Origin of the sequence: Wohlfahrtiimonas larvae (assembly GCF_002006755.1) — a bacterium.
Taxonomy (GTDB): Bacteria; Pseudomonadota; Gammaproteobacteria; order Cardiobacteriales; family Wohlfahrtiimonadaceae; genus Wohlfahrtiimonas; species Wohlfahrtiimonas larvae.
Window position 1 is genome coordinate 37,555 of the sequence record NZ_MVDO01000019.1, and the last position, 22,700, is coordinate 60,254.

Consider the following 22,700-nt stretch of genomic DNA (forward strand, 5'->3'; position numbering starts at 1 on the left):
AATATTCTCCCTTGCTATTAAATATAGCCCATAAAATACAGCATAATTAACGCAACGATAGAAAGCACAGTCCAACAAACTAAGCCCATGATGATGGGTTTAATACCATTTCTGAGCAATTTTGCTAAATCAGTATTTAAACCAATGCCAACCATTGCAACGATGATTAAAAACTTCCCTGATTGTGCTAAAAAATGCGTGATGCTACTTGGAATGAAACCTAAAGAATTAATGATGGTTGTGATGACAAAGCCAGTAATGAAATAGGGAATTGCTTTAGTGAGCTCAAATTTATAATCTGTATTGGCAGTTTGCGCTTTGGCCATATAAATGGATAAGCCAAAGGTGATTGGGATGATTATCAAGGTGCGCGTGAGTTTAACAATGGTTGCTAAAGCGCCTGATTCATCACTGTAAGAATACGCCGCAGCTAATACAGAAGAAGTATCGTTAATCGCTGTGCCTGCCCAAATGCCAAAGGCTTCATTGTGCATGTGAAGCAAATGACCTAATGCAGGAAAGAGAAAAACAGCGATGATGTTGAATAAAAAGATTGTCGCAATTGCATAAGATATTTGTTGATTGCTTGCATTCACAACAGGTGCAGTGGCGGCGATTGCTGAACCGCCACAAATACTTGTGCCAACGCCGATCAATGTACCTGTGATAAAATCTATTTTTAATATTTTGGCAACGATATAAGCTGTGATGAAGGTTGCTAGTAATGTGAACAACATAATCCATAATGAACTTAAGCCTACTGAAATAACATCAGAGATGCTCATCTCAAAGCCTAATAAAATAATGGCATAATGTAAGAATTTTTTCCCCGTAAAATTTGTACCAATGCTGATACTTTCTGCTTGTTTAGAAAAAATCGCATTTAAAGCGATACCAATCGTGATACCAAAAACAGCGCCACCAATGAGTGGAAAGCTTTTGCCTAAATAAAATGCGATGATCCCAATGATAAAACAGATCAAGATACCCGTAATTATATGATTATTTTTCATTTTTATTTTCTTCCTCTTCAGGGAGAATTTGATAGAAGGTTTCATCTTCTTGAATTAAGCCGAGTTTGTAGCGGGCTAATTCTTCCTGTGAATTGACATCATTTTTTAAACTGGAAATAGTGATTTCTAGGGCATTATTGCGCTCTTCTAGTTGTTTATTTTGTGCTTCTAGATCAGCAATTTGTGCCTCTAAATGAGTAATGGCGTGAACGCCTTGTTCTTCATCAAACCAAAGATGATGAATAAAATAAAAAACAATCCCAGCCATAAAAGCTAAGAAAACATGCAGCCATTTCATAAATTTTGTCCTATCGGGTACACGAAGCGCAAATATTTTGCGATAATAACCATTTTATCTATTTCTAGAATAATATAGTAGAACTTTATGAATCCATCGATTATCCATAAATTAGATCAGTTGATTGAGCGCCATCAAGAAGTGGGCGTGTTGCTATCTGAGCCAGATATTATCAGCGATCAAAACAAATTTCGTGAGCTATCACAAGAATATGCTCAGTTATCGCCTGTTGTGGATGAATTCACAGCATGGAAAACTAATGAATTTAATTTAACAGAAGCTAAAGACATGTTGGATAGTGGCGACGCTGAATTAAAAGAAATGGCAAAAGAAGAGTTGCCGTTATTACAAGCGCGCCAAGAAGAGTTAGAAAAGAATTTGCAGATTTTGTTATTACCAAAAGATCCTAACGATGATAGTAATATCTTCCTAGAAGTTCGTGCGGGTACAGGCGGTGATGAAGCTGCAATCTTTGCGGGTGACTTATTTAATATGTATGCACGTTATGCTGAAGAGCGTCGTTGGCAGGTTGAAATTATCTCTGAAAACCGTGGTGAACATGGTGGCTTTAAAGAGATCATTGCACGCGTGATCGGTCATGGTGCATATTCCCGCTTGAAGTTTGAATCAGGCGCACATCGTGTTCAACGTGTGCCTGAAACAGAATCACAAGGCCGTGTGCATACATCTGCTGCAACTGTTGCAATTTTACCAGAAGTACCTGAAACAGAGGTAGTGAATATTAATCCTGCTGATTTGAAAGTGGATACATTCCGTGCGTCAGGTGCAGGTGGTCAGCACGTTAACAAAACTGACTCAGCGATTCGTATCACACATTTACCAACAGGCACAGTAGTAGAATGTCAGGATGAGCGCTCGCAACATAAAAACCGTGCACGTGCAATGAGTTTATTGGCATCACGCTTGCTGGAAGCTGAGCGTGAAAAAGAGCAAAAAGCAATGAGTGACAGCCGTCGTAGCTTGGTTGGTTCAGGGGATCGCTCTGAACGTATCCGTACTTATAACTACCCGCAAGGTCGCATTACAGATCACCGTATCAACTTAACATTGTATAAGTTAGAAGATGTGACGGGCGGCGATTTGGATCAAGTGATCGAACCATTGATTCAAGAACACCAAGCAGATATGTTAGCTGCATTAAGTGAGCAATCATAAGTAGTTTGAAACCGCCTTTGGGCGGTTTTGTGTTATATGGTTAGTAATATAATTATTAATGTATGAGGAATATTTTGAATAAGCAGCGTGCCCAATTAAAAATTTTAGCAACCACAGATCTTCATGCGCATGTAACCAATTATGATTACTACCGTGATGATGTTTTGGCAGATTTTGGTTTAATGGGTTTAGCTGATGTGATTCAAGATATTCGAGCAAATTACCCCAATACATTATTAGTGGATAACGGTGATTTCCTACAAGGAAACCCGATTGGTAATTATCTGCGTGATTATTCATTAGAGAACATGCATCCTATGGTGCGTATCATGAATGAGCTTAAATATGATGTGGGAACGCTGGGCAATCATGAATTTGATTTTGGTATCGAATTTTTAGAAAAAATGATGAACGATATTCAATATCCAATTGTGAATGCCAATATCATCAATGGCCATAATAAACCTTGGATTCAGCCTTATGTGATTTTAGATAAAGCTATCATATTGGATTCAGGTGAAGTTAAAACAATGAAAATTGGTGTGATTGGTGCTTTGCCACCGCAAGTGACAATGTGGAACCACAAAATTTTTGCGGACTATGCAAAAGATCATGAAGAGCTATATGTTGAAGATATTATAGAAACGATCACTTCAACAATTCCTAAAATAAAGGTAGAAGGAGCTGATTTAATCATCGTGTTGGCACATTCAGGTTTTGCAACTCGCCCTTATGAATTGGGCGCTGAAAATGTGATCCAATTTTTAGCAGAAATTAAAGATATTGATGTAATCGTAGCAGGGCATGCACACAGCACTTTTCCAGATGATGAATATCATTTTGATCTACCAATTGTAATGGCTGGTTCCTTTGGGCAATATCTTGGTGTGATTGATTTTGATTTGGAATATTGTGATCAGAAGTGGGGTATTATTCAAGGCTCAGCATCACTGATAGAGAATCAACAGCGTGAGCAATTTCAATCGCTATTATTTCGCCTCATAGAACCTGCACATGAATTAGCTAAAGAGCGGATGAATGCACCGATTGGAGAAAATCAAACGCTATTTTCAAGCTCATTGTCTTTAATTCAAGATGATGCTTGTACGCAATTAGTTGCAGATGCTCAACTTTGGTATGCCAAACAGTTATTGCACGAATTGGGTCAAGCTGAATATTCTGATTTGCCACTATTAAGCGCTGTGCCTGCTTTTAAAGTGGGAGGGCGAAAGAATGCACCTTATGATTTTACTTGGATCGAAAAAGGCGTATTCACTTTCAAAAATGTTGCAGATCTCTATCCTTTTAATAATCAATTGGCGTTGATCAAAGTCACAGGGAAAGAGTTAAAAGAATGGTTGGAATGCGCTAACAGCATTTATCATCAAATTCATGAGCACAATGAAGAACAATATTTGATTAATTGGGAAAGTCATCGAGGGTATAATCGAGATGTGATTAAGGGAGGCTTAAGTTATCGGGTTGATGCTAGGCATCCTCGCCGTTATAACGGTGATTGTATGCTTATTAACCCTGATAGTGAGCGGATTTTTGATTTAACGTACAAAGGTGAGCCAGTTTTGAGTGATGCTGAGTTTATGTTGGCAACGAATCAGTATCGTGCTTATTCAGGCAAATTTCCCGGCAGTGGAGAAGCGAAGGTAGTAGCGCTTTCCTCTGATGAAATACCTGCAATTATTGAACTATACTTACAAAATATTGTGCAAGGTTCTGGTGTAGTTAATGTAGTGGCTGAGCGAAATTGGTCTTTATTTATGGGTAAAGCTAATAATGTGATTTATGAAACATCGCCAACGTCGCAAGACTTCGATTATATTATTGGAAATAACCCTAAAGTTACATTTAGTGGTCTGTATGACGCACAAAAGTTTGCTTTGTATAAAATACGGTCATATATTTTGTAATTATGTACTATTATTCATGTAAGGCTAATTTTTTTGACTTGGCTCAAAGTGCATATATGGAAAGCTGTTAATATAATAGAATTATATGTATAAATTTTAGACAAAAATATATTGTTGATTATTAGTTAAAAATATGAATAAAAGGTAGCTGATTATTAGAATATTCCTATGTAAATTTACATAGATTAAATATTGAATAAAAATATAATAAAAACAAAGAGAAATAAGTATATTTTAATAGTCTAATTGTTAATCAATGTATTCTGATTGTATGCATTTTATGCTAAATGTAATATTTTGAAACTGAATGAAAGCTGAAATGTATAAGTTATTTTTACATCAATATTTTTAGATCATTATAAAAATTATAAATCAATCTCATAAATGTTTTTTATTTTGACTGCTATTTTATTGGCTATATTATGCCTCGCAGAAACAATGATTTAATATAAGTATTAAAAGGTTTGCCAATGAATAAGCAGGGGTTAGATTGCGATTTTGATAATGAGATTGTGCCACATGATCAAGTCAATAATGTTGAAGAGTTTTCAAGTATTATTACTAGTCATGATAAGCGCAGTAATATAGATGTTTCAGATTCTTTAAGTATGTACTTTAGTGAATTAGCAAGTAATAAGTTGCTGACGGCAGATGAGGAAAAACAGCTCGCTTATTTAGTAAAACAAGGCGATGAAAAAGCACGTCAGAAAATGATTGAAAGTAATTTGCGATTAGTCATTGCTGTTGCTAAGCGTTATAGCAATAGAGATGTGGCATTATCTGATTTAGTCTCTGAAGGTAATCTCGGCTTGATGCAAGCAGTAGAAAAATTTGATCCTGAAATGAATTATAGATTTTCAACATATGCAGTTTGGTGGATTCGCCATGCTATTGAGCGAGATATTATGAATACGGGACGGGCAGTGCGTTTGCCGATTCATTTACATAAAGCAATCAATAGAGTACTGAAAGTACAACGTGAATTGTCATCAACATTGAATAGAGAGCCAACACATGCTGAGTTGGCAGAAGCTTGTAATAAGTCGATCGCTGAAGTTGAAGAGTTATTGTTAGATAATGAGATGATTTTATCACTAGATATGGAAGTGAATGAAGATCAAGGCTCATTATTGGATATGTTGTCCAGTGAAAATCGTACGGATAATGCTTTGGGGATGATGGAAGAGGACTCTTTATTAAATACCCTAGATCAAGGTTTACGTATTTTAGATCATGAAGCTAGAGCGGTAATTGTGGAGCGTTTTGGTTTACGAGATGATGTGGCGAAAACTTATGCTGAAGTTGGTAACTTATTAAATATGACCAGTGAAAAAGTGCGTAGAGTTCAGATGAAAGCATTGAAAGAGATTAGAGAGTATTTGATTAAACAATACGAAGTTTGTTAATGATTATAAAAAAGTCCCTATGATAGGGACTTTTATGATTAAATTGGTGTGATGATTATTTTACTAATAATACTGGCATGGTTGCTTTTTGTACAACTTCATTGCTGACGCCACCCAATACAAATTTCTGTACAGCATTTAGGCCACGACTTCCGATAACAATAATATCTGCATCAGTTGTATTGGCATGTTGAATAATGGTTGGAGAAGCTTCGCCTGTTACAATAGAAACTTTATTTTTAATACCAGCATCGTTCAAGATTTTTTCAACTGGGCTAATGCGAGCTTGTCTAGCTTTATCTTGTTCTTCTTTAGAAGGTTCTAATAAAATTTCACGTGCAGTTTTAGGTGGAACATTCACATAAAGAATATCAACGATTGCATCTGATTCAATTTTTGCTAGTTTTGTTGCTTCTTCTGTTGCACGTAAAGAGTTTTCAGAACCATCAACAGCCAATAGGATTTTTTTATACATGTGCTCTCCTTTTAGATTAAATATACTTACTTCGGTTGTGTCTTATTAGTATAGGATATTACCATTAAAATGTCCTTGATAATAGGCATATCAACTCTTTCTTATTTAATGAATTTTTTCTAATACCTAAGAAAAAAGCTTCGCAGTGCGAAGCTTTTGTGTTACAGGTTTATATATCAAACATTACTTAGAAATATGAGCAACTAAGTCCAATACTTTTGCTGAATAACCGATTTCGTTATCATACCAAGCAACAACTTTTACGAACTTATCAGTTAAAGCAATACCAGCTTTTGCATCAAATACAGATGTACAAGTTTCACCCAAGAAATCTGTAGAAACTACTGCATCTTCCGTGTAACCTAAAATGCCTTTCAAAGTACCTTCTGATTCTGCTTTCATTTTTTCACAGATTTCAGCATAAGTTGCAGGTTTTGCTAAGTTTACTGTTAAGTCAACGACTGAAACGTCTGGTGTAGGTACGCGGAACGACATACCAGTCAATTTACCATTCAATTCAGGGATTACTTTACCTACTGCTTTAGCAGCGCCTGTTGATGATGGAATGATGTTTTGAGCAGCACCACGACCACCGCGCCAATCTTTAGCAGATGGAGCATCCACAGTTTTTTGTGTGGCAGTTGTTGCGTGAACTGTTGTCATCAAACCTTCAGTGATGCCCCAGTTGTCATTCAATACTTTAGCAATTGGTGCCAAGCAGTTTGTTGTACATGATGCATTAGAAACGATATCTTGACCAGCATAAGTTTCGTGGTTAACACCCATAACAAACATTGGTGTGTCATCTTTAGAAGGGCCTGTTAATACAACTTTTTTAGCGCCTGCAGTGATGTGTTTACGTGCAGTTTCGTCAGTTAAGAAAATACCTGTACCTTCTACAACAACGTCAACATTGATTGCGCCCCAGTTCAAGTTTGCAGGATCTCTTTCTGCTGTTGTGCGAATGGCTTTGCCATTAACGATCAATTGACCATCTTTAACTTCAACTGTGCCTTTGAAACGGCCGTGAGTTGAATCGTATTTCAACATATATGCCATATAATCAACATCGATTAAGTCATTAATACCAACAACTTCGATATCATTACGCTCAAGTGCTAAGCGCATCACAAAACGACCAATACGTCCAAATCCATTAATTCCAACACGAATAGCCATCATTTTCTCCTTGATTATTTAATGGGCATTTACACTATAATTAATGGCTATATTACTATAGCCAGAAAATATTAAATTGAATTATCTCATTTATTGATTAAATAATTAGGCTTTGCTTTGTTTGACAATATAATCAAGCAATAAACCAACAGGGCGACCTGTTGCACCTTTATTTGCACCTGCTGAATTCCATGCTGTGCCTGCAATATCTAAATGTGCCCATGCATATTTCTCAGTGAAACGAGATAGGAAGCATGCTGCTGTGATTGAACCGCCCGCACGACCCGCACCAATATTAGCAATGTCTGCAAATGGGCTGTCTAATTGTGATTGATATTCATCCCAGATAGGTAATTGCCATACGCGATCAGATGTTGCTTGACTGCTTTCGATGATTTGGTCGGCTAACTCTTGGTTATTTGCAAATAAGCCTGTAGGAATGTGACCCAATGCAACAATGATTGCACCTGTTAAAGTTGCAACATTGATGACAGCTTTAGGCTCATATTGTTCTGCATAAGTTAACGCATCACATAGAATTAAACGACCTTCAGCATCAGTGTTTAAAATTTCGATGGTTTTGCCAGACATTGATGTCACAACATCGCCAGGTTTAATGGCTGAGCCAGATGGCATATTTTCAACAGCAGGAATCAATGCAACAACATTGATTGGTAATTGTAATTCAGCAATAGATTGCATTGTGCCTAATACAGTTGCGGCACCACACATATCATATTTCATTTCATCCATGCCGGCGCCCGGTTTTAATGAAATACCGCCTGAATCAAAGGTTACCCCTTTACCCACTAAAACAATTGGCGCAGCTTCGCGATCTTCCGCGCCTTGATATTCCAAGATAATAAAGTTTGGTGCTTCTACGCTACCTTGTGAAACAGCTACAATTGCACCCATACCTTGGCGTTTAATCGCGCTATCATTAAGAATTTTGCAATATAGATTATCATATTTACGTGCTAAATTATCAGCAACATCAGATAAGTCTGTTGGTGTTAGATGGTTAGCTGGTGTATTACCTAAATCTTTAGCAAGGTCGATACCTTTTTCAAGAGCTAAGCCATATGTAAATGCGCTTTTGACCTCATCAGTAATGGTTGAAACATTAATGTTATAAGTTTGCGCATGCTGTTCATCTTTTTTGCTTTTATAATCATTAAAAGTATAAGTTGCATGGCTAATTGTTTCGATGATTTTAGGAATCGAATAAGTTTTTTTACCGCAGTTACTTAAAATTGAAAATGTGATGTTTGTTGCAGGTGTTTTTTTTGCCCATAAAGTAGCTGTTTCTACTGCTTTAGCAACGCTTTCGATGGATGCTTTGTCGCGTGCGCCAAACCCCACCATTACTAAGTAACGCGCTTTTAAATTGACAGGTTTGAAAATAGGGAAGATTGAACCTGTTTTACCTGTGATTTCGCCAGAATCTAATAAAGCTTGTAATTCACCATTCATAATTGCATCAAGTGCTTTTGCATCTGGTGATAACTCTTCTTCGTAGCAGTTAACAACTAAAATATCAGTATCTAGCGATTGAATTTCATCACTACTTAATTGATATGAAACTGGTTGAATTTTCATGAATATCCTTCCTATATTTTTATCAATGGGTTACTCTAAAACTAAACGACCACGTAAAGAATTTGGCAATGCTTCTGTAATAACAACATTACAGAATTGCCCAATTAACTCTTCTGGGCCTTCAAAGTTTACAACGCGGTTATTTTCAGTGCGGCCTGCTAAAATTTTTGGATCATTTCTGGAAGGGCGACTCACTAAGATTCTCTGTGTTGTGCCGACCATGCTTTCAGAAATTGCATTGACTTGGGATGTAATTTGCGCTTGTAAACGTGCTAAGCGTTCTTTCTTTTCCTCCATGGATACATTATCTGGTAAAGATGCTGCCGGTGTACCTGGACGTGGAGAATATATGAAGCTAAATGACATGTCGTAATTTAATTCTTTCACTAAATCCATTGTTCTTTCGAAATCTTCAGCAGTTTCGCCAGGGAAACCAACGATGATATCAGTTGATAATGAAATATCAGGACGAACTTTTTGTAATTTACGAATTTTTGATTTGTATTCAAGTGCGGTGTGATTACGCTTCATCGCCATCAAAATTTTATCTGAGCCTGATTGAATCGGTAAATGTAAATGAGAAACTAGTTCGGGTACACGTCCATAAACTTCAATCAAACGATCAGAAAATGCGATAGGGTGAGAGGTGGTGAAACGGATGCGCTCAATGCCTTCTACTTTTGCCACATATTCGATCAATAGGGCTAAGTCACAGATGGATTCATCAGGCATTTCACCTTGGTAATCATTCACATTTTGACCCAAAAGATTGATCTCTTTTACGCCTTGTTCTGCTAATAATGAAATTTCACCAATGACATCTAGCACAGGGCGAGAAATTTCTTCACCACGTGTATAAGGTACAATACAGAATGAACAATATTTATTACAGCCTTCCATAATAGAAACAAATGCTGAAGGCCCTTCTGCGCGCGGCTCGGGCAAATGGTCAAATTTTTCAATTTCAGGGAAGGTGACATCCACTTGTGCTCCGTTGCCTTTCCAAACATCATTCAGCATTTTTGGTAAGCGGTGTAATGTTTGTGGGCCAAAGACAATGTCAACATAAGGTGCGCGTTTGCGGATTAGTTCACCTTCTTGGCTAGCAACACAACCGCCTACACAGATAACAATATTAGGATTGACAGCTTTGAGTTCGCGCCAACGGCCTAATTCTGAGAATACTTTTTCTTGTGCTTTTTCACGAATAGAACAAGTGTTTAAAATGATGACATCTGCATTTTGTACGTCATCAGTTTTTTCTAATTGACAGAATACTTTTAAGCTATCTGCCATTTTGTTTGAGTCATACTCATTCATTTGGCAGCCTTGCGTTTGTATGTAGAAAGTTTTAGAAGGGGATAATTCGGTGGTTGTCATAAAATTCAAATAATAAAAACTTGTGAGTTAAATAACGTGAATTCTACACGGTTTTCAGAAAAAATTCTGAAAGAAATAATTATGGCATACTATGCGCTTTATCTATTCGAATATGAACTTATGATGATTACTGAAATTCAATATCCTGAAGCATTGTCACAAACATTGATTGATTTACTTAAAAAGATGGAACAGTTGACCATTAGTTTATCAGCAAATGAATCTATAGATGTAGAAAGTCATATTTATTCTAGTAAGTTATGTGGTGTTGCATATTTCCCTAAAGAACAAGAATATCCACGCAATAAAGATGGCCAGCCATTAGCATTAATTGCTCAGTTAAATTTGGATGAAATTTTTGCTGATATAGAGATGCTTGAAGCATGCAATACAGATAATTTTTTAAGACATTATCCGAAAACGGGTATGTTGAGCTTTTTTAATGATGCCACAGATGATTTGATGGGGTTAGAATTTAAAGAACCTTTCAGTAAAACAGGTTATAAAGTGATTTATTTTCCTGAAGTTATCCAGAATGATGAGAATATTGCATTAGCAGAATTCAACGAACTTTCAGCAATTGTAGGTGATGATTGCTATGGTGCTTTGAGCATGGGTCAAAGTTATCTCATTACATCTTCATTGAAATATACAATTCCATCATTGGAAATCTCAACATTGAATGATGAGAATCTTTTGAAATTCCATGATTACACTGAAAATCAGTTGGATGAAGAAAGCAGTGAGGATGTTATGGAGGCCTTATATGATCAGGCTACTGAAGTGTGCCAAGGTCATGCAATTGGTGGCTATCCTATGTTGACGCAATTTGATCCTCGTGGTGATAATGATGATCGGACAATCTTATTATTCCAGTTAGATAGTGTGGGTGATGTAATGCTGGGGGATTGTGGTTCGATGCAGTTTTTCATCTCTGAACAAGATCTAAAAAATAGAGATTTCTCTAATGTTTTATATGATTGGGCTTGTTGTTAGTTATATAATATAAAAAGTTATTTTATGAAAAGGCGCTGTCTGCGCCTTTTGATGGATTAGAATATTAAATTTGTTCGTATGTGCCTGCTAAACTTGCTCCACCAGAGCAATAATAGAATAGAGGGGCTTCAGCTCCTGCAATAATCAGAGAAGTATCTTTAAAGGAAAATTCAATATTTTCTTGGGTAATATATTGTCCTTTGCCATTCCATGTAGCAGTGCCTTCATAACGACATGTTTGTCGTATTTTGACATCATTGCGAGAATAAACTTTGATCGCAAGGTGATTGGCAGAAGGTTGAGGTGTTATTTGTACTGCAACCCAGTCATATTGTTTGGTACGTTTTTCAAGGTCTGCATTTGCATAAGTTGTTATAGCTCTTGGTGCTGTAGGGTGGGTTGTGCAGGCAGATACTATTGCTATAATTAAAACAGGAAATGTGTAATAAATTTTCATATTGATCCTTCCATCCAAATCAATGTCGCCTGTCTGCCTGAATCCTTGCCATCTCTACGATGGGAATAGAAATGTGTCGCATCTGTATAGGTGCAGTGATCTCCGCCTGATATTTGATGTTTAGGGATGCCAAAATTTTCCAGCTTTTGTCGAGCAATGCCATATAGATCGGCAAAATAGTGATTTGTTCGTGTGCTATTGATAAAAAAAGATTCATAGCTTTCATCGCTACATAAAAAAGCTTCTCTCACTTCAGGGCCAACTTCAAATGCTTTTTGCGAAATGGCAGGGGCTAACCAAGCCATCATTGTATGATTTGAAAAAGACGAAACTTTGAGTGTATTCTCTAATATCCCATTTAATAAACCGCGCCAGCCAGCATGGATTGCCGCCACAAAAGATCCTTGTTGATTGGTTAATAAAATGGGTAGGCAATCGGCTGTTAATATTGCACAAACTTGATGCGTTTCTGTTGTAAATGTTGCATCAGCTTCACAGGTTGCTTCCATTTGGCTAACATCATGCACAATTGTGCTATGAGTCTGAGATACCCAACGAGGAGGTTCAGGTAGCTTTAATGTTCGAATTAATTGCTCACGGTTATTGATCGTTGCATCACGATTTTCATCAATATTTAAAGCAAGATTAAAAGAATCAAATGGTTGGTGGCTTTTGCCACCAATACGGGTTGTTGTAAAAGCTTTGATGTTTTTAGGTGCATTCCAATCAGGTTGCACAACAGATAAATCACCAATTTTGACAATAGCCATGATTAGTCCTCAAGCTGTTTTTGATCTTCTTGAAAAATACGAATAAGGTTTTCAAAATCCTCTGGATAATCACATTCGAAAAGCATTCTTTTCTCAGTTTTGGGATGTGTTAATTCTAATTTTTTTGCATGCAGAGCTTGGCGTTTAAACTGGCGTAATTCTTCTGCTAATTCTGGCGCCATCTTAGCAGGTAGTTTTAATCGCCAGCCATATGTACTATCGCCAAATAACGGATGATGAATAAAATTCATATGCACACGAATTTGATGGGTTCGACCTGTTTCAAGTTGACATTCAATAAGGGTATGCCCACGATAATGGTCTAAAATACGATAATGAGTAATGGCAGGTTTGCCAATTGCTTGTGCGCTCATTTTTTTGCGATCAGTTTTATGGCGGCCAATTGGTACATCAATGGTTTGGCCCGAAATCATTTCACCGCTTGCGATGGCGTGATAAGTTCTGCCCATAGAATGATCACTGAGTTGCTCGATGAGGTGATAGTAAGCATCTAGATTTTTAGATACAACCATCAGACCTGTAGTATCTTTATCTAAACGATGGACAATACCTGCTCTTGGCAAAAGATGCGCATTTTTATTATGATACAGTAATGCATTCAATAAGGTACCATCAGGGTTGCCTGCTGCAGGATGTACGACTAAACCTGCTGGTTTATTGATGATCAAAATATCATCATCTTCATAAACAATATCTAGAGGGATGTCTTCTGCTTTAGCGTCATTCAAATAATCTTGTTCTAAAGTTAATGTAATGGTAATGTTTTCCCCACCATACACTTTATCGCGGATTTTTGGTACTTTACCATTCAAGGTTGCTTCACCATTTTTGATGGCATCTTGAATTTTACTGCGGGAAAAAGAAGGCAATAGTTGGCTTAAAACAACATCTAAGCGGCTGCCTGCGGAAGTCATAGGGACGATCAATGAAAAAGTTTCTGTAGCTTGCATAAATTTGAGTATAATAGCGGGTTAAAATTTCTGTTAAATCACTAAATCACATGGATTTGAGATATGAATAAAACTGTTGTGCATTGTAGCGTACTTTTATCCGCAATGTTGTTGATTGTTGGATGTTCTGCTACCAAAAAAGAAGATCGTTACAGAATGATGTCAGGAAGTGATCTTCTGCAAGAAGGAAAAAGTAGCTTAGAAGGCGGTAGTTATAAAGAATCAATTGAGCGATTTGATGTGATTGAGGCGCGTTTTCCTCAAGGAAGTTATGCAGAACAGGCTAAGTTGAATAAAATGTATGCATATTATTTGAATCGTGATCATAAAGAAGCATTACAAGAAGCCAATGATTTTATTAAATTGTATCCTAATCATCCTAATACTGCGTATGCATGGTATATGAAAGGTTTAGTGAATTTTGATAAAGCGCGCTCTATTATTGATAAATTCTTGCCACCAGATCATAGTAAAGTCGATCAGAAACAGTTAACAGAATCATTAGAAGCATTCTTAGTGATTTTAGATAAATATCCAAATAGTATTTATGCTGAAGATTCAGCTAAGCGAGTGGCTTATTTGAGAAATATTTTGGCGCAGTCTGAGATTCATATAGCAAATTTCTACATGGATCGTAAGGCTTATGTCGGTGCAGCGAATCGAGCTCAATATGTCATTGATAACTATGATGGTGCTCCTGCAATACAAGAAGCATTATTGATTCAAATTAAAGCATATCGTGCGTTAGGCTTAGACAGTATGGCGAATGATCGATTGCGTATTTTGCAGTTAAACTATCCTGAATATGAAGGCTTGGCAACTTTGTAAATAACTATGTTATTGCGTATTTATAAAATCCTATGGTGGATTATTCTGCCATGGGTTTTGTTGTTTAGATATTTTAAAGATAAAAAATCTGGTCATGGGTTTTGTTATCTATTTGAACGTTTAGGCTTGAGCCGAACAACTCGGCCGCATGATATTATTTTACATGCAGTATCTTTAGGTGAAGTGCGTGCAATGACGCCTTTGGTATTTGAAATTCAAAAGCAATTGCCAGATTTGTCCATTTTAATCACCACAACAACATTGACAGGTAGAAAGCAGATCGAACAAAGTTTTGGTAATACTGTTTCTGTTGCATTTTTGCCTCATGACATTGGTTTTTTTATTCATCGATTTTTAAAAAAAGTGCAACCAAAAATATTGATGATTATGGAAACTGAGATTTGGCCTAATTTACTTGATTCATGTCAAAAGTTAAATATTTCAACATTTATTATTAGTGCGTGTTTATCTGATCGTTCACAAAAAGGTTATGCAAAAATCCCAAAAACAATTCAACAATTATTAAAGAATGTAAATATTCTAGCGCAGACAGTAGAGGATCAGAATAGATTCTTGGCCGTTGGCGCGCGCAAAGTTTCTGTAATGGGGAATTTAAAATATATCACTGTGTTGCCAGATGATTTTAATGCTAAAACTCAAACATTATTGTTGGCGAAACAAAATTATTTGTTGTGGTGTGTTGCAAGTACTCATGAAGGTGAAGAGAAAATTATTTTAGATGAATTTAAAAAAATTCATAAAGAATTTCCCCAAGTTAAATTAGCAATTGCACCAAGACACCCTGAAAGATTTTCATCCGTAGAAAGTTTAATACAAGATCATGGCTATCGTTATCAAAAGCGTAGTGATATGGGATTTGATGAATTATCGTTTGAACATACAGATGTTTGGTTATGGAATAGCATAGGAGAGTTGTTATACCTTTATGGCGTTGCAGATATTATCACTGTAGGTGGGAGTTTTGTACCTATCGGGGGGCATAATATCTTGGAGCCAGCTTATTTGCATAAAGTGATTACAGTAGGGCCGTGCATTGATAATATCCAGGATATGGTGACTCAATTTATGGAATATCATGCGATTATAATTTTGGAGCAACAGGATTTATATGCCCAACTGACACCTTTGATCAAAGATCCTAAAATGCGTAATATGATGGGGCAAAATGCATATTTGTGTATTATGAAAAATCAAGATTCATTATCGCATATTATGGACGCTTTGCATCAATGTGTAAGTCAGGAGGGGCAATGAAAAAGTTAATACAAGAATTGAAACAGTTTTACATTCCTCCTTTGACCAATTTGTATTTTGAGAGGATTGCTTTAGAAAAAATAGTTTTTCGTTTACCTTTGTTTGTTCGTATTTCTGATCCTGATAGTTGGCGGATAAAATCGGCTTATCAGAAATTTTATTCATTTTCTGATATAGCATTAACCCATCATCTAGAAAATATTAAGGCATATTTATCTTTGGAGCAGGGTGGTTCCATTTTTGAAGGTAATCGTGTTTTATCTTTAAATGAGCCTATTCCTTACATTGAGTGGCAATCTTCAGTAGGATTGTCTGCGTCTACTGATTTATTAGGTAAATATTGTCTATTTATTGATTTATTGGATTTTGTGGAAGAAATAGATATATTGAGCCAGTACATTAATGCTATGCAATCAAGTTTTAATGAGTCATTGCAGTTAGTATTGATTGGCTCATCTGAGTTAAGCTTAAATTTTCAAGGGTATAAAAACTTAGTCTGTATTGATCCAGATAAAACCACAAATTTATCATTTGCCGAACGATTTAAATTTAAATATAAAAATACATTGCCATTATTTAATTTTAGTAGTAAACCTTATTTTTTAATTAATCATCAAGGGCGATTGATAACATTTTTTACAAAGTTAGATCAGCAGAGTTTGCTGATAGAAATAAAAAAATATATTTAAATATTATTAAGTTTAATACATATTTTGCATACAAAAATAAGGCTTGATAGAAGCATTATCTTATAAAGGTTCATGCAATGAAAAATTGGGAAAATAGGCGTTCTTATCTTCTGCATAGTTCGATCTTCTTGTTTGTATTTTTAGTGATCTATGCAATCACATCTATTGTTATGGGGCTATTTTTAGCCTGGGCGACTCCTGTTGAATTGTGGGTTTGGGTCATCATTTGTAATGCTTTTATGTTGCTGATGGTCTGGACAAAATTCATGGAAATGCGAGAAGGTGTGGATTATGTTATGCAAAAATTAGGGGCAATTGAGATTAATCAATTTAATCAAAACCCTATTGTTGCAAGATATATGCAAGTAGTTATAGAAATGTCTATTGCAGCTGGTATCGTATCCCCGCGTTTATTTATCTTACCTTCTTATGATATTAATGCATTTGCGATTGCAAAGGGGCAAAAAGATACTGCTATAGCGGTAACGGAAGGTGCTATCAGTCGTTTAACTCGTTCAGAATTACAAGCTTTGGTCGGCCATGAGATCAGCCATATTTTACACCAAGATCCTGTACTTAATTTTAAATTAATAGGATGGTTATATGGTTTACAAAGTATTTATTTATATGGTTATACTATGTTTAGCTTTTTTACGCGCCATTTTCTAGGAGATTTTGATCGGGTTAATCGTTTTTGTTTAGGTTATAGCATGCGCACAATCGGAGCGGGTAGTCGAGAGTTTGGTGATGGTAATGGACTTTTTCCTATCTTTTTAATGATGATTATGTCCCCCGTCATTGTGCTTAGTTTAATGATTATGTGTGTTGGTGCTGTTGGTGCAATTTTTGCAAGGAGTGTGAAAGCACTCATTTCTCGTCAGCGGGAATATTTGGCTGATGCTGAATCAGTGCGATTTGTTCGTGGACACTATATTGTACAAGTATTGGAGAAAATTGCATTATTAGAGGGCGATGAAGAGCAATATAATACAACATCTATGGATGCAACTCACCAAGAGTTTTCTCATTTTTATATACAAAATTACCAAGAAAAAACAAGTATTTTCGATACGCATCCACCGATATTAAAACGCATTCGTAAAATTCAACCAACTTATCGTTTTCCAAGTGGGAAAATGGTTAATATTTTGGATCAAAAATTTGTTGATAAGAGTGAAAGTACCGATGAAATTTTAGTATCTGCGCTGCATGATTACGCTAAAAGTCGAATAAATAATGTGAGTCATAATATAGTGATTGAGTTGGGATTAGATAAAAATAGTGAGCATGTCTTTATGCAATTAGCTAAATCTTATGCCACATTTATTACGACACATAATTTGGAGATACGGCAACAACAGTTAGATTACCTATATTCAGTATTATCTTCTCATTTATTTAATTTTGTGAATCGGGAGGCTGAACATCTGAGAAAAATGTCTGATTTTCAACGTTTACAGCTATTGACACATGAATTGCCTAGAATGGATCATTTAGCAAAATTTCAAATTCAAGAAATTGAGAATATATGTCAGGCTTTAGTCGATATGGATCAGAAAATTTCATTATCTGAATATTGTATGATTTTAGTGGTTCGCGTGCATATTTCTAAAATTGGCCGTGAAGGAAGTATTGATTATTCAACACATTTTCAATCAATACAGGTTTTAGAAAAGCCTTTGGCTAAATTGTTGAGCGCAACAACTGTAATAATTTTTAGACACAATGCACAGTCAGCACAGCGTTGTTATGATGATATTGCTGAGTTTTTAAATATCAGTCAACCATTTGATGGCAATTTATGTTGGCAGTCAGTATTTGATGAAACTTTACCAATGATGAAGGAGTTATCAGTTTCTGAGCAATCAAAGATAAAAGAAGTATTGTTTCAGTTAAGCAATATGCCTAAATTGAATTCTGATGCCCAATGTCTGCTGTTTATTTTGCAAAGGGCATTCAATTTATTGTATTGATATTAGTCTTTATATGAAAAAATTTTATAAAAATCGTTTTTAATATAAACAAATTAAATAATATGATGTGTTAGTATTTTTATAAGATTATATTTATAATCATAACTATATAAAATTATTGATATATTTTATTGTTCAGTGATTAATTATATTATTTAGACAGCATAAGCTTAAAGCTTTATCATAATAACTGTTACTTCTTAACGCCTAATTGAGAAGTAACATCATAATTATTACTTAACGTTGATTTTGCTAATGGTTTTAAAGAGTCATTAGCTTTTTTTTATTTAAATTATTTTTGAAATAAAAATAGCCATTGACCATAGCCTAAATCATCCATTTGTTCTACAGGGATAAATTTTAATGCATTGCCATTGACACAATGACGGAGCCCGCCGCTTTCTCGCGGGCCATCTGGAAAGACATGGCCTAAATGAGAGTTCGCAATAGGGCTTCTAATTTCTGTCCTGATCATACCGTGGCTATGATCTTGAATATTAATGAGGTTAGTTAATGATTGGCTAAAGGATGGCCAGCCACAACCTGCATCAAATTTATCTTTAGAAGAGTATAATGCCTCACCGCTGACAATATCAACATAGATTCCATCTTCAAATAAATCATTATATTCACTAGAAAATGGTCGTTCTGTGCCATTTTCTTGAGTGACATAATATTGAAGATCAGTAAGAAACATTTTGAGGTTATGTTTTTGATCAGACATTTATTGGTTCTCGATATTTAAAATGGTTTCATTATGGCTAAATAAATCATAAAGCCAACGGATAACATTGATAAAACATATCCCATCCATGCCTTAGATGAGCGAGAAGGGGATTTAATCGCCATAAACCCAAAGCCGATATAAACTAATAAGAGAATGAGTTTTGTGCCCAACCAATTTGCATTTGCAAATGGAATAAATTTAACGGTATAAGCCATCATAGCGCCGGTGATTAACAATAATGTATCGTTAATGTGTGGAATGATACGAAAGATTTTATGCAAAGGTTTATTGGGAACGCACTGTTTCCAAAAAAAGCGAAAATTTAATAAACACAATGTGATGATAACAAACATTAAGTGGGAGTGTTTCATCGCAGTGTAATAAGCAAACATAGTAGCCTCAAATATGATTCCTAGAATAAGGAGTGTATTCTAGTACTTTTTTAAGGTTATTGCTAAAGATCATGATTCATTCTTCGATCACACCTAGTATTTCACCTGCTTTTAATGCAATCCATAATTCTACAATATCTGCAGTAATATTGAGTTGTCGTTGCGTAATTTCTTGGATTTTTTGAATACGATAAACGAGCGTCTGTTTATGGATGTGTAAAATTTTGGCAGTTTTTTCCCATGCGCGATCATTTTCAAGAAACATTTTAAGAGTATAAATATAACGAGTATTTTTACTTTGATCATTTGTATACAGTTTGCCTAAATTTAAGTCAAAGATCTTTTGTGCTTCTTCAATGCTTTTAGGTAATGTTTGGTTGGAATAGTTCTGTTCTGCATAGTACTGTGTCGGGAATTCTTTAGAGCAATTTTTAAAGGCTAAAGATGCTTCTCGGAATGCATTGTGGATTCTGTGTGTTTTTTGAATAGCATCGCTGATACCAATGAATGGAAATATTGTTATCAGCTTGGTTAGGTGAGATTTGTCTGCTAGTAAAATCACTCGATCTTTTTTGAATAAAACTAGACCATTGATACTAAATTTAAAAAGAAGTTTTTTGTAATTGATATTTTTTTGAAGTTTAGCAATAAAAATACAACAATGACTGATGTTAATGTGAAAGCTTGGAAGTTTCTTATCAATATAATTTTCATTCACCCCTTCATTTAAAATGTCATCTAATAGTTCACCGCTTTGGATTATCCTTTGATAAAAGTGATCTTTTTTACTTTCTAAGTATAGGCTAAAGAGTAGTGCTAGGTTTTGTAATAGATCTAAGCTGATTGTATTATCTGCAACAATCAACATGAATCCTTGAGCTTTTAATGGAATGGTATGTAATGTGGTCGATGATTTTTGATAAATTTTTTGAATGTCTGTTGTTTTAAAATCAAAGTCTAATAAGCGGCTTTGAATACTCTCAGGTACAGGCGTGCAATTAAATAAGGTTTCTGTAGGGTCATCTGTATTAATGAGATATACAGGCATATTTAAAAGATTATGAATACGAACCATTAAATCTTTGACATTATGTTCTTTGATCAACTCTTGGGTATTTTCATAAAGTACTTTGCTGAGTTGATGATTAATTAAGTCTTTATTGTCTTTATTAGCTTCATGAACGATGCGCGCAATCTCTATAAATGGTGTGTGGTAATCAATGAATAACACAGGGAACTTATATTGATTAGCCACCTCGATTAATGTACTTAAATCATCTGGTGCACTCATATTGTCTGAGATCATTAAGCCTGATAAATCAGCATCTATAATTCTTTTTATGTAGTCTTTCTGTTTTTCAGGCGTTTTTGGGATACCTAATCCTGTTGTCATGATTAAGTAATTAGGTTGAACCCATTCACTCGGATTTTCTAATTCAGAAGTATGTGCCCAAACAATTTTTCTATCTATCCCTTTGTTTTCACTTAATAATTTTATTTTAAGTGCTGGCATATTAATTAGGTTTCTGATGGTGAGTTGCATGCTATCCTTTCATATTAATTTCATACGATCGTATGAATTTACCATAAATTTCATTATTTTTATCTAATTGTTATAAATTGCATAACGCAATACTATCACTCGGTCAGAAAAATTATGATTTTGAGAGGTGTTGTTAAGTAAAGGTATCAGTAAAATGGCTTGAAATAGAGATTAATTGCAAATATATGAGACTTCACACTAGCTACAATTAGCATACTAATATTAAGAAGCTCACTAAAGAGAAACGAGGAGAGGATATGAATTCTATAAATACGGAAGGCTTGGTTCAGCCTGCCAATGGTTTTGCGAGTGCAGAACCTATTGAGCGAGAGGGCAACAAGGCAACAGAAACTTTGGTTGCAAAGAAATTAACATTGCTAGAAGGTGTGGCAATGATTGTAGGAACAAATATTGGTGCGGGCGTTTTAGCGATTCCTTATGCATCAAGAAATTCAGGATTTTTACCACTGTTTTTATGGCTGATTGTGATCGGAACAATCACAACGATTACGATGCTTTATGTGGCGGAAGCATCTTTACGCACCAAATCACATTTCCAATTAAGCGGTTTAGCGCGTAAATACGTGGGTAAAATTGGCTCTTGGTTCATTTTTATTTCAATTTTTGCCAACAGCACAGGTGCGTTGATCGCATATATGGCGGGCAGTGGCCGTTTGATGAATCAGCTATTTGGTATTCCTAATCAGTTTGGTAGTTTGATCTTTGCTGTGCCAGCCATTGGTATTTTATATGCAGGTTTAAAAGCTATTGGTAAAGGTGAAAAATATATCAGTATTACGATGGTTGCGCTTATTATCGTTTTATCTTTAGCAACAATTTTTAATGTGAACACCAAAATTGAGAATTTAATGGAAGGCCAATGGTCTTACATGATTCCAATCATTTATCTAGTTGTATTTGCATATTCTGCACAGTACATTGTGCCTGAAATAGCTCGTGGTTTTGCACATAAACCGAAACAATTGCCAAAAGCGATAGTGATCGGCATGATCTGTACATTCTTATTATTATCAACAGTTGCTTTATCTGTGATTTCCTTAGCAGGTATCAATGAAGTGGATGAAATTGCAACGATCACTTGGGGACGTTATTTAGGTTCTTGGGCTGCATTAACGGCTAATTTATTTGCATTATGTGCGATGTTGACATCTTATTGGGGATTGGGCGGTAGCTATTTTACTAATATCTTTGATCAGTTCAAGTTGGGTTCAGAAACCAATAAATTACGTCGTTTAACTGTTTTAGCAATCATTTCTGTACCACCATTCATTTTAGCTTATAGAGAAATGGTTTCATTTGGTCGTGCATTGGAGTTTGCAGGTGCTGTGGGCGGTGTGATTTTAGCGATCGTACCAATTCTTATGCTGAGAAGTTCACGCAAGCATGGTGATTTAACACCTGAATGGCAGTGTAATCGTTTCATTACAAGCCCAATGATCCAAACAATCATAGTTTTACTATATAGCTTTGCAGCCATCTATGCTGTGTGTGACTTGCTATATAACATCGATTTGTTACCAACATCCATTGAAGAGATGTTGATCAGCTTGAATGTGTTTGTTCCTAAATAATTTTATCTACTAAATCATTCAAAAATTTTAAATTTA

21 protein-coding genes are annotated in these 22,700 nt (G+C 35.5%); 9 read left to right on the top strand and 12 right to left on the bottom strand.

Features of this window, described 5'->3' with window-relative positions; translation table 11 throughout:
* Window positions 1-17 precede the first annotated feature (17 nt).
* Both BZK14_RS01290 and BZK14_RS01295 read right to left on the bottom strand, forming a co-directional pair.
* A complete protein-coding gene (locus BZK14_RS01290; protein WP_077924803.1) occupies window positions 18-1,013 on the bottom strand; it encodes a YeiH family protein in 996 nt (331 codons plus the stop codon).
* Entirely contained in the window at window positions 1,003-1,311 is a 309-nt protein-coding gene (locus tag BZK14_RS01295) for an FtsB family cell division protein (protein WP_077924804.1), read from the bottom strand. Before BZK14_RS01295 ends, BZK14_RS01290 begins: the two co-directional genes overlap by 11 nt.
* A gap of 87 nt (window positions 1,312-1,398) precedes the next feature.
* Between BZK14_RS01295 and prfA the strand changes: the two genes are divergently transcribed.
* The 3 genes from prfA to BZK14_RS01310 all read left to right on the top strand — a co-directional run bounded on the left by prfA (window position 1,399) and on the right by BZK14_RS01310 (window position 5,818).
* Window positions 1,399-2,487, top strand: a complete 1,089-nt coding sequence (gene prfA / locus BZK14_RS01300) for a peptide chain release factor 1 (protein WP_077924805.1) — start codon at window positions 1,399-1,401, stop codon at window positions 2,485-2,487.
* Window positions 2,488-2,561: 74 nt separating this feature from the next.
* Entirely contained in the window at window positions 2,562-4,412 is a 1,851-nt protein-coding gene (locus tag BZK14_RS01305; RefSeq protein ID WP_171973611.1) for a bifunctional 2',3'-cyclic-nucleotide 2'-phosphodiesterase/3'-nucleotidase, read from the top strand.
* A 470-nt stretch (window positions 4,413-4,882) separates the two neighbouring features.
* Window positions 4,883-5,818 (top strand): sigma-70 family RNA polymerase sigma factor, encoded by a 936-nt coding sequence (locus BZK14_RS01310; protein WP_077924807.1) that lies wholly within the window; start codon window positions 4,883-4,885, stop codon window positions 5,816-5,818.
* A gap of 55 nt (window positions 5,819-5,873) precedes the next feature.
* Here BZK14_RS01310 and BZK14_RS01315 read toward each other — a convergent pair whose 3' ends face one another.
* The 4 genes from BZK14_RS01315 to miaB form a co-directional block, all read right to left on the bottom strand.
* The gene (locus tag BZK14_RS01315; RefSeq protein WP_077924808.1) at window positions 5,874-6,293 is read right to left on the bottom strand and encodes a universal stress protein; all 420 of its coding nucleotides are present in this window, start codon (window positions 6,291-6,293) and stop codon (window positions 5,874-5,876) included.
* Window positions 6,294-6,476: 183 nt separating this feature from the next.
* Window positions 6,477-7,472, bottom strand: a complete 996-nt coding sequence (gap, locus tag BZK14_RS01320) for a type I glyceraldehyde-3-phosphate dehydrogenase (RefSeq protein WP_077924809.1) — start codon at window positions 7,470-7,472, stop codon at window positions 6,477-6,479.
* A gap of 105 nt (window positions 7,473-7,577) precedes the next feature.
* Window positions 7,578-9,071, bottom strand: a complete 1,494-nt coding sequence (locus BZK14_RS01325) for a leucyl aminopeptidase (protein ID WP_077924810.1) — start codon at window positions 9,069-9,071, stop codon at window positions 7,578-7,580.
* A gap of 30 nt (window positions 9,072-9,101) precedes the next feature.
* The gene (gene miaB, locus BZK14_RS01330; RefSeq protein WP_077924811.1) at window positions 9,102-10,451 is read right to left on the bottom strand and encodes a tRNA (N6-isopentenyl adenosine(37)-C2)-methylthiotransferase MiaB; all 1,350 of its coding nucleotides are present in this window, start codon (window positions 10,449-10,451) and stop codon (window positions 9,102-9,104) included.
* 81 nt (window positions 10,452-10,532) lie between these two features.
* Between miaB and BZK14_RS01335 the strand changes: the two genes are divergently transcribed.
* On the top strand, window positions 10,533-11,447 hold the full coding sequence (locus tag BZK14_RS01335) for a YwqG family protein (RefSeq protein ID WP_077924812.1): 915 nt from the start codon (window positions 10,533-10,535) through the stop codon (window positions 11,445-11,447).
* Window positions 11,448-11,511: 64 nt separating this feature from the next.
* Here BZK14_RS01335 and BZK14_RS01340 read toward each other — a convergent pair whose 3' ends face one another.
* From BZK14_RS01340 to rluD, 3 genes are read right to left on the bottom strand one after another with little or no spacing between them, the layout of a single operon-like run.
* A complete protein-coding gene (locus BZK14_RS01340; protein WP_077924813.1) occupies window positions 11,512-11,904 on the bottom strand; it encodes a hypothetical protein in 393 nt (130 codons plus the stop codon).
* On the bottom strand, window positions 11,901-12,674 hold the full coding sequence (pgeF, locus tag BZK14_RS01345) for a peptidoglycan editing factor PgeF (RefSeq protein ID WP_077924814.1): 774 nt from the start codon (window positions 12,672-12,674) through the stop codon (window positions 11,901-11,903). Before pgeF ends, BZK14_RS01340 begins: the two co-directional genes overlap by 4 nt.
* A gap of 2 nt (window positions 12,675-12,676) precedes the next feature.
* Window positions 12,677-13,645 carry a 23S rRNA pseudouridine(1911/1915/1917) synthase RluD gene (gene rluD / locus BZK14_RS01350; RefSeq protein WP_281249044.1) on the bottom strand — a complete coding sequence of 323 codons (969 nt, stop codon included), beginning with the start codon at window positions 13,643-13,645 and terminating at the stop codon, window positions 12,677-12,679.
* Window positions 13,646-13,708: 63 nt separating this feature from the next.
* Here rluD and BZK14_RS01355 point away from each other — a divergent pair, with 63 nt between their 5' ends.
* The 4 genes from BZK14_RS01355 (at window position 13,709) to BZK14_RS01370 (ending at window position 18,410) form a co-directional block, all read left to right on the top strand.
* Window positions 13,709-14,473: an outer membrane protein assembly factor BamD gene (locus tag BZK14_RS01355; protein ID WP_077924816.1), complete on the top strand. Its 765-nt coding sequence runs from the start codon at window positions 13,709-13,711 to the stop codon at window positions 14,471-14,473.
* Between the two features lie 6 nt (window positions 14,474-14,479).
* A complete protein-coding gene (locus tag BZK14_RS01360; RefSeq protein WP_077924817.1) occupies window positions 14,480-15,748 on the top strand; it encodes a 3-deoxy-D-manno-octulosonic acid transferase in 1,269 nt (422 codons plus the stop codon).
* Window positions 15,745-16,437: a hypothetical protein gene (locus tag BZK14_RS01365; protein ID WP_077924818.1), complete on the top strand. Its 693-nt coding sequence runs from the start codon at window positions 15,745-15,747 to the stop codon at window positions 16,435-16,437. The genes BZK14_RS01360 and BZK14_RS01365 overlap by 4 nt, the downstream gene beginning before the upstream one ends.
* Window positions 16,438-16,514: 77 nt before the next feature.
* Entirely contained in the window at window positions 16,515-18,410 is a 1,896-nt protein-coding gene (locus BZK14_RS01370; RefSeq protein ID WP_077924819.1) for a M48 family metalloprotease, read from the top strand.
* A gap of 292 nt (window positions 18,411-18,702) precedes the next feature.
* Here the strand turns inward: BZK14_RS01370 and msrB are convergent, their stop codons facing one another.
* From msrB to BZK14_RS01385, 3 genes are all read right to left on the bottom strand, one after another.
* Window positions 18,703-19,134 (bottom strand): peptide-methionine (R)-S-oxide reductase MsrB, encoded by a 432-nt coding sequence (msrB, locus tag BZK14_RS01375; RefSeq protein WP_077924820.1) that lies wholly within the window; start codon window positions 19,132-19,134, stop codon window positions 18,703-18,705.
* Window positions 19,135-19,151: 17 nt separating this feature from the next.
* Entirely contained in the window at window positions 19,152-19,529 is a 378-nt protein-coding gene (locus tag BZK14_RS01380; RefSeq protein ID WP_171973612.1) for a SirB2 family protein, read from the bottom strand.
* Between the two features lie 76 nt (window positions 19,530-19,605).
* Window positions 19,606-21,072 (bottom strand): PucR family transcriptional regulator, encoded by a 1,467-nt coding sequence (locus tag BZK14_RS01385; RefSeq protein ID WP_077924821.1) that lies wholly within the window; start codon window positions 21,070-21,072, stop codon window positions 19,606-19,608.
* A 257-nt stretch (window positions 21,073-21,329) separates the two neighbouring features.
* Between BZK14_RS01385 and BZK14_RS01390 the strand changes: the two genes are divergently transcribed.
* Window positions 21,330-22,664: an aromatic amino acid transport family protein gene (locus tag BZK14_RS01390; RefSeq protein ID WP_077924822.1), complete on the top strand. Its 1,335-nt coding sequence runs from the start codon at window positions 21,330-21,332 to the stop codon at window positions 22,662-22,664.
* Window positions 22,665-22,700 lie beyond the last annotated feature (36 nt).